This is a genomic window from Methyloglobulus morosus KoM1 (assembly GCF_000496735.2).
Lineage (GTDB): Bacteria > Pseudomonadota > Gammaproteobacteria > Methylococcales > Methylomonadaceae > Methyloglobulus > Methyloglobulus morosus.
The window spans coordinates 1-5557 of sequence record NZ_AYLO01000115.1; the positions used below are offsets into that span (position 1 = coordinate 1).

Genomic DNA, 5557 nt, shown 5'->3' on the forward strand with positions numbered 1-5557 from the left:
AATACCACTCAATCAATTGGTTACAAATATAGAGTTCAATGCAGAGGAACTGCAAATGCCTAACCAATTGAATTTGTTTGATGAAATCTTCGGACAGTAATGACCTGCCATGATTAAATTTTTGCGTTGCATTGCTTCAACTGCGGCACTAAAATTTTGGTCAGTCATGCAATCAACCTGTCCTTCCCGCTGAATCCGGTCTTTATACGCATCAGGCACCACTTGTTGAAGCTCAGCAAATAATAGGCCTTGCGCCTGGGTTTCCATGCTGGATGTTAGGAGTACCGGCATACCGGTTGCTTGTGCCGATTTTGCCAGCACCAGTGTATTGGTTTTAATAACGTCCAGCTCAAGTGAACGTACCCAACTCATTGTCCCTACTTGATGGTCAATCAACAATAGGGCTGAATTTTCAATCGTAAATAGATTTTTCATGATAAATTTGCCTCAAACACTATTTTTGTTAGTAAACAATATAATGGTTTTATTAATTTTGGGTAGTAGGTACTTTTAGGTGACTATGGATAAAAATTTAGTGATACCAGGAAGCGAACCTTGCGATGATGATGCTTGTGCTGTTCGAGATGCTTTGCTAATCATTGGAGGTAAATGGAAAAGTATCATTATGCATACTGTACATAACCAAGGGACGATTCGTTTTAACCAGCTAAAAAAATCGTTACCGGACATCTCGCAGAAAATGCTGACCCAACAACTTAGGGAGTTGGAAAGGGATGGGCTGATTAAGCGGGTAGATCATGAAGAGATGCCGCCAAGGGTTGAATATTCGCTCACTGATTTAGGAATAAGTGCTGGCTCGGTATATAAAACAATCAATATTTGGCAGAAAGAATATCTTAAGACTATAAATAACAACCGAAAGAACTACGACGAAAGCAAAACAGATCAAGGGTAAGCGATTTTTTTAACCGCAGGTGTTTTTCCTATTTCCTGATGTTAAAGCTATCCTGCCACACAACTGACCCGTTATTGCCCAATTTCACACGAATCCTTGCCGTTATTTCTATTAATTCCTTTGAAGCCAGGACATCATAACTTCATTTTTGATTGGTTAATAAGCCCGGCAATGACAATAATTTTATCGCGCAGCCATTGATGGGCCGGATCTCTGTCCCTTAATGGATGCCAGATCATGCATAAATCGTAGTCTGGCAGTTCGAGTGGCACGGGAAATATAACCAGCGGAGCGATTTTAGTAAATTGGTCGGCAATCCGGTACGGGAGCGACAAGATCATGTCGGTTTTGGCAACAATCAATGGCGCAGAAAGAAAATGCGGAACGATGAGTTTGATGCGCCGTTCCAAGCCTTGTTCGGCCAATTTTTGGTCGATGATGCCTACATTGCTGCCTGTCCGTGAAATCAGCATGTGCGGAACGGCCACAAATTCTTCTAAGGAGGGTGGCTTGCTGATCAAAGGATGATTTTCCCTTACCACACAGGCCATTTTGTCGCTGAACAGATATTGGCGGTGCAAATGGGCTGGCGGGTTCAACACCGATTCAAAACCCAGCACCACATCAAGGCTGCCGTTTTCCAATGGCGCGACCGGAAATGAGGTTTCGGTGCGCTTGACATGGAGGTCGATACCGGGCGCAATATTTTCGATCAACCCTGACAATTCGGGCATTAACAGGAATTCTATGTAATCGGTGGCGGCAAGCACAAAACGCCGCTGGCTGGTTGCCGCGTCAAATTCTAACGGCGGCTGGATAAGCCGCTCGGTTTCAGCCAATAACGCCCTGACCGGATTGATCAAAGCCAACGCCCGTTCCGTGGGTTTCATGCCGGATGGCGTTTTCACCAATAACGGATCATCCAGTTGCTGCCTTAGCTTGTGCAACGTATGGCTCATCGCCGATTGGGTGATGAACATCTGCTCCGCTGCACGGGTCACATTCAACTCCCGCATCAACACATCGAAGGCCACTAAAAGATTGAGGTCAAATGTTCTTAAGTTGGACATTTCTGCTATTTATAAAATTTATCTTGATTAGCAAGGGTCTTCCGCCATTCCTTAACAGGCTCACGTTTTCGTCGTTCCGGCATGGACTGCCGGAATCCAGAAGCCATGGAAGGCTTGTGGGCTTACATCCCTGTAGTCTGGATACCGGCACTCCCTGCCGGTATGACGGCATTTGAACTTAGCTGAAAATTCTTGCTAATCAGGAAATTTATTCAGCAAGTCAAACAGTTTAATGATAGCCAATAAGCAGGCTGATGCCGGTATGAATTACTTAAATGATGCCATGAATTTATAACATTTCACAAAGACTTAGTGAGTCTCTAAATTATAGCCAAGCTCACCGTTGAGATTAAATTTTGTCCCTCTTCTTGAGGAGTTTAATCCTTATGGTAAGCGCTATTTAAATTACTCTCATTATTTGTTTAGGAGAATCACGATGTCAGCCAATCTTTCAACCCGAACTTTTCGGCCCTATACCGGGGAAAAGGCGCGGATCGCCCGCGCATACGATTACCTTGTCCTGGTATTGGCGCTATTCCTGTTTATCGGCTCCTTCCACCTGCATTTTGCGCTCACCGTCGGCGACTGGGATTTCTGGGTGGACTGGAAGGACAGGCAATGGTGGCCGGCGGTCACGCCCCTTATCGGCATTACCTTTCCAGCGGCAGTGCAAGCCGTGTTGTGGACTAATTTCCGCCTGCCTTTAGGTGCAACCTTATGTGTTGCCTGTTTGTCGATAGGCACCTGGATCGCCCGAATCTTTGCCTACCACCTATGGAATTATTTTCCCATCAACATGGTGCTGCCATCGACCATGCTGCCCAGCGCACTCGTATTGGACGTTGTCTTGATGTTGAGCAACAGCCTGACGGTTACCGCGATTTTCGGCGGCTCTGCGTTTGCATTGCTGTTCTATCCCAGCAACTGGCCGATCTTCGGTATGTTCCATGTCCCCGTTGAAGCGGGCAATAGCCAGTTGACCGTGGCCGATATGTTCGGCTTCCAATACATCCGTACCGGCATGCCGGAATATCTTCGCATTATTGAACGCGGGACATTACGGACTTACGGCCAAGTTGCGGCACCGCTCTCAGCATTCTTTTCAGCCTTACTTTGCACCCTGATGTATACCTTATGGTGGCATATCGGCAAGTGGTTTGCTACCACCCGTTACCTGAAAAGAATCTAAAGGAGGATATGACAATGAAATCTACTGCACAAAATCAAACTTACACCAGACCTATGGCTTTTCGCATCCCCATTAAAGGTCAGCAGCAATTGGCATCGAACTGGCTGCTGTTTTTGGGGCTAATCCTTTCAATCTATATGCTCACCTTACAACCCGTCATGGCGCACGGGGAAAAAAACCTGGAGCCTTACGTCCGCATGCGCACTATCCAATGGTATGACGTGCAATGGTCCAAGCAAAAGTTTAACGTCAACGATGAAGTTACTGTAACGGGCAAATTTCATGTAGCGGAAGACTGGCCGATCAGCGTACCCAAACCGGATGCGGCATTCTTGAATATCTCAACCCCTGGCCCAGTGCTGATCCGCACAGAGCGTTACCTAAACGGCAAGCCCTATATGAATTCGGTGGCCTTGCAACCGGGAGGCGACTACGATTTCAAGGTTGTGCTAAAAGGCCGTTTGCCGGGACATTACCATATCCACCCATTCTTTAACCTGCGCGATGCCGGGCAAGTGATGGGGCCCGGCGCATGGCTGGACATTGCTGGCAATGAAGCGGACTTTACCAATAACGTCCAAACCATTAACGGCGAGATGGTCAATATGGAAACTTATGGTTTGGGTAACGGCATTTTCTGGCACAGTTTCTGGGCATTACTGGGAACGGCTTGGCTGCTCTGGTGGGTACGCCGCCCCTTATTCATTGCCCGTTACCGGATGCTGCAAGCAGGTTTGGAAAATGAATTGGTCACCCCATTGGACAGAAATATCGGCAAGGCCATTTTAATCGGTGTGCCGGTGCTGGTGTTTGCGTTTTACACCATGACGGTCAACAAATACCCCAAAGCGATCCCATTACAGGCCTCGTTGGACCAAATCCTGCCGCTTTCTGCCCAAGTCAATGCTGGCGTGGTCGATGTTGAAACCTTGAGGGCTGAATACCGTATACCGGAGAGGGCGATGAAACTAAGTTTAAAGATCAAGAATGGCAGCGATAAGCCGATTCAAATCGGCGAGTTTGCAACCGGTAGCGTGCGCTTCCTTAACAAAGCCGTCCCTGTGCCGGAACAAAGCAATACCGAAAGTGTAGTTGCACCGGAAGGCTTGAGCCTGGACAACCCAGCCCCAATCCAGCCCGGCGAACAACGCACGGTGTCAATGACTGCAAGCGATGCCTTGTGGGAATCAGAACGCTTGGATGGCCTGATTAACGATGCCGACAGCCGGATCGGCGGCCTGGTCTTTTTCTTTGACCCCGAGGGTGAACGCTATGTCTCTAGCATCACGGCTGCTGTCATCCCCAAATTCAATTAACTTATCAATTAAAGAGGAAACACTCATGGCTACCACAACCGAACAAGTCAAGGTAATGACTACTCAAAATAAATTTCCACCCTGGTATTTGAAGGATTTATACCGCTACCTGTCGGCTTTCGGCATACTGACTGCGATTTACATGGGATTCCGCATTTATCAAGGCGCATTCGGTGTCTCTACCGGGCTGGATTCCACTGAACCCGCGTTTGAAGTCTACTGGATGCGGCTTTTCTACTTTAACGTGACGTTTGTTACGCTGTTTGCAGGAGTGGCATGGGGGTATTTATGGTTTACCAGGGACAAGAACCTGGACAAGATCGAACCGAAGGAGGAAATACGCCGCTACTTAACCCTGACGATGTGGATCAGCGTCTACACCTTTGCCGTGTACTGGGCAGGCAGCTATTTTGCCGAGCAAGATAACTCCTGGCATCAGGTCGCCATCCGCGACACGCCGTTTACGGCCAACCACATCATCGAGTTTTATTTCAACTTCCCAATGTATATCATCCTGGGCGGTTGTGCGTGGTTGTATGCCAGGACGCGTTTGCCGCTTTATGCGAAAGGCATTTCGCTGCCGTTGACGTTAGCGGTCGTTGGTCCTTTTATGATTTTAGTCAGCGTCGGCTTCAATGAGTGGGGACATACCTTCTGGTTTAGGGAAGAGTTTTTCGCTGCCCCTATCCACTGGGGTTTTGTGATTGGTGTTTGGTTTGCCCACGGCGTCGGCGGTATATTGCTGCAAGGTGTCACTCGCCTGATTGAGTTGTTGGATGGCTTGGAAGAAGCGGCATAAGGTCAATTGGGTCAACGCTTGTCATTAGGGCAAGCTTCGTGCCCACCCTTTTGTGAGTGCTTCCGCTTATGGTTCCCACGCTCCTCTGCGTGGGAACCCATCCAAGGACGCTCAGCGTCCCGAACCGAAGGAGCGGTTTTCGGGACGCATTTCCACGCAGAGCGTCACTGCCATTAAGTTAAGAAATACTTTATATTAAAAACAGTGAGATAATTAACCTATTTAAAGTAAGTTATGAGTAAAAAACGTGCACAATCCGTCTTAGCC

Annotated in this window: 6 protein-coding genes; 4 read left to right on the plus strand and 2 right to left on the minus strand. The window is 47.8% G+C overall.

Annotated features, from left to right (window positions below):
- Window positions 1–12: 12 nt before the first annotated feature.
- A complete protein-coding gene (locus MGMO_RS14800; protein WP_023495868.1) occupies window positions 13–435 on the minus strand; it encodes a cysteine hydrolase family protein in 423 nt (140 codons plus the stop codon).
- An 85-nt stretch (window positions 436–520) separates the two neighbouring features.
- On the opposite strand from MGMO_RS14800, the gene MGMO_RS14805 reads away from it, so the two are divergent.
- Entirely contained in the window at window positions 521–916 is a 396-nt protein-coding gene (locus tag MGMO_RS14805) for a winged helix-turn-helix transcriptional regulator (protein ID WP_023495869.1), read from the plus strand.
- Between the two features lie 134 nt (window positions 917–1050).
- Here the strand turns inward: MGMO_RS14805 and MGMO_RS14810 are convergent, their stop codons facing one another.
- The gene (locus MGMO_RS14810) at window positions 1051–1986 is read right to left on the minus strand and encodes a LysR family transcriptional regulator (protein ID WP_023495870.1); all 936 of its coding nucleotides are present in this window, start codon (window positions 1984–1986) and stop codon (window positions 1051–1053) included.
- 436 nt (window positions 1987–2422) lie between these two features.
- Between MGMO_RS14810 and amoA the strand changes: the two genes are divergently transcribed.
- Genes amoA through amoC form a run of 3 tightly spaced genes read left to right on the plus strand, consistent with a single transcriptional unit; the run spans window position 2423 to window position 5290 of the window.
- The gene (gene amoA / locus MGMO_RS14815) at window positions 2423–3175 is read left to right on the plus strand and encodes a bacterial ammonia monooxygenase, subunit AmoA (protein ID WP_023495871.1); all 753 of its coding nucleotides are present in this window, start codon (window positions 2423–2425) and stop codon (window positions 3173–3175) included.
- Between the two features lie 14 nt (window positions 3176–3189).
- Entirely contained in the window at window positions 3190–4491 is a 1302-nt protein-coding gene (amoB, locus tag MGMO_RS14820; protein WP_023495872.1) for a bacterial ammonia monooxygenase, subunit AmoB, read from the plus strand.
- 25 nt (window positions 4492–4516) lie between these two features.
- Window positions 4517–5290 (plus strand): bacterial ammonia monooxygenase, subunit AmoC, encoded by a 774-nt coding sequence (gene amoC, locus MGMO_RS14825; protein ID WP_023495873.1) that lies wholly within the window; start codon window positions 4517–4519, stop codon window positions 5288–5290.
- Window positions 5291–5557: the final 267 nt, after the last annotated feature.

Excerpts from the sequence above, each read along its gene's own strand:
- amoB (WP_023495872.1), top strand. The coding sequence starts at position 3,190 with ATGAAATCTACTGCACAAAATCAAACTTACACCAGACCTATGGCTTTT.
- MGMO_RS14800 (WP_023495868.1), bottom strand. The coding sequence starts at position 435 with ATGAAAAATCTATTTACGATTGAAAATTCAGCCCTATTGTTGATTGAC.
- MGMO_RS14805 (WP_023495869.1), top strand. The coding sequence starts at position 521 with ATGGATAAAAATTTAGTGATACCAGGAAGCGAACCTTGCGATGATGAT.
- amoC (WP_023495873.1), top strand. The coding sequence starts at position 4,517 with ATGGCTACCACAACCGAACAAGTCAAGGTAATGACTACTCAAAATAAA.
- MGMO_RS14810 (WP_023495870.1), bottom strand. The coding sequence starts at position 1,986 with ATGTCCAACTTAAGAACATTTGACCTCAATCTTTTAGTGGCCTTCGAT.
- amoA (WP_023495871.1), top strand. The coding sequence starts at position 2,423 with ATGTCAGCCAATCTTTCAACCCGAACTTTTCGGCCCTATACCGGGGAA.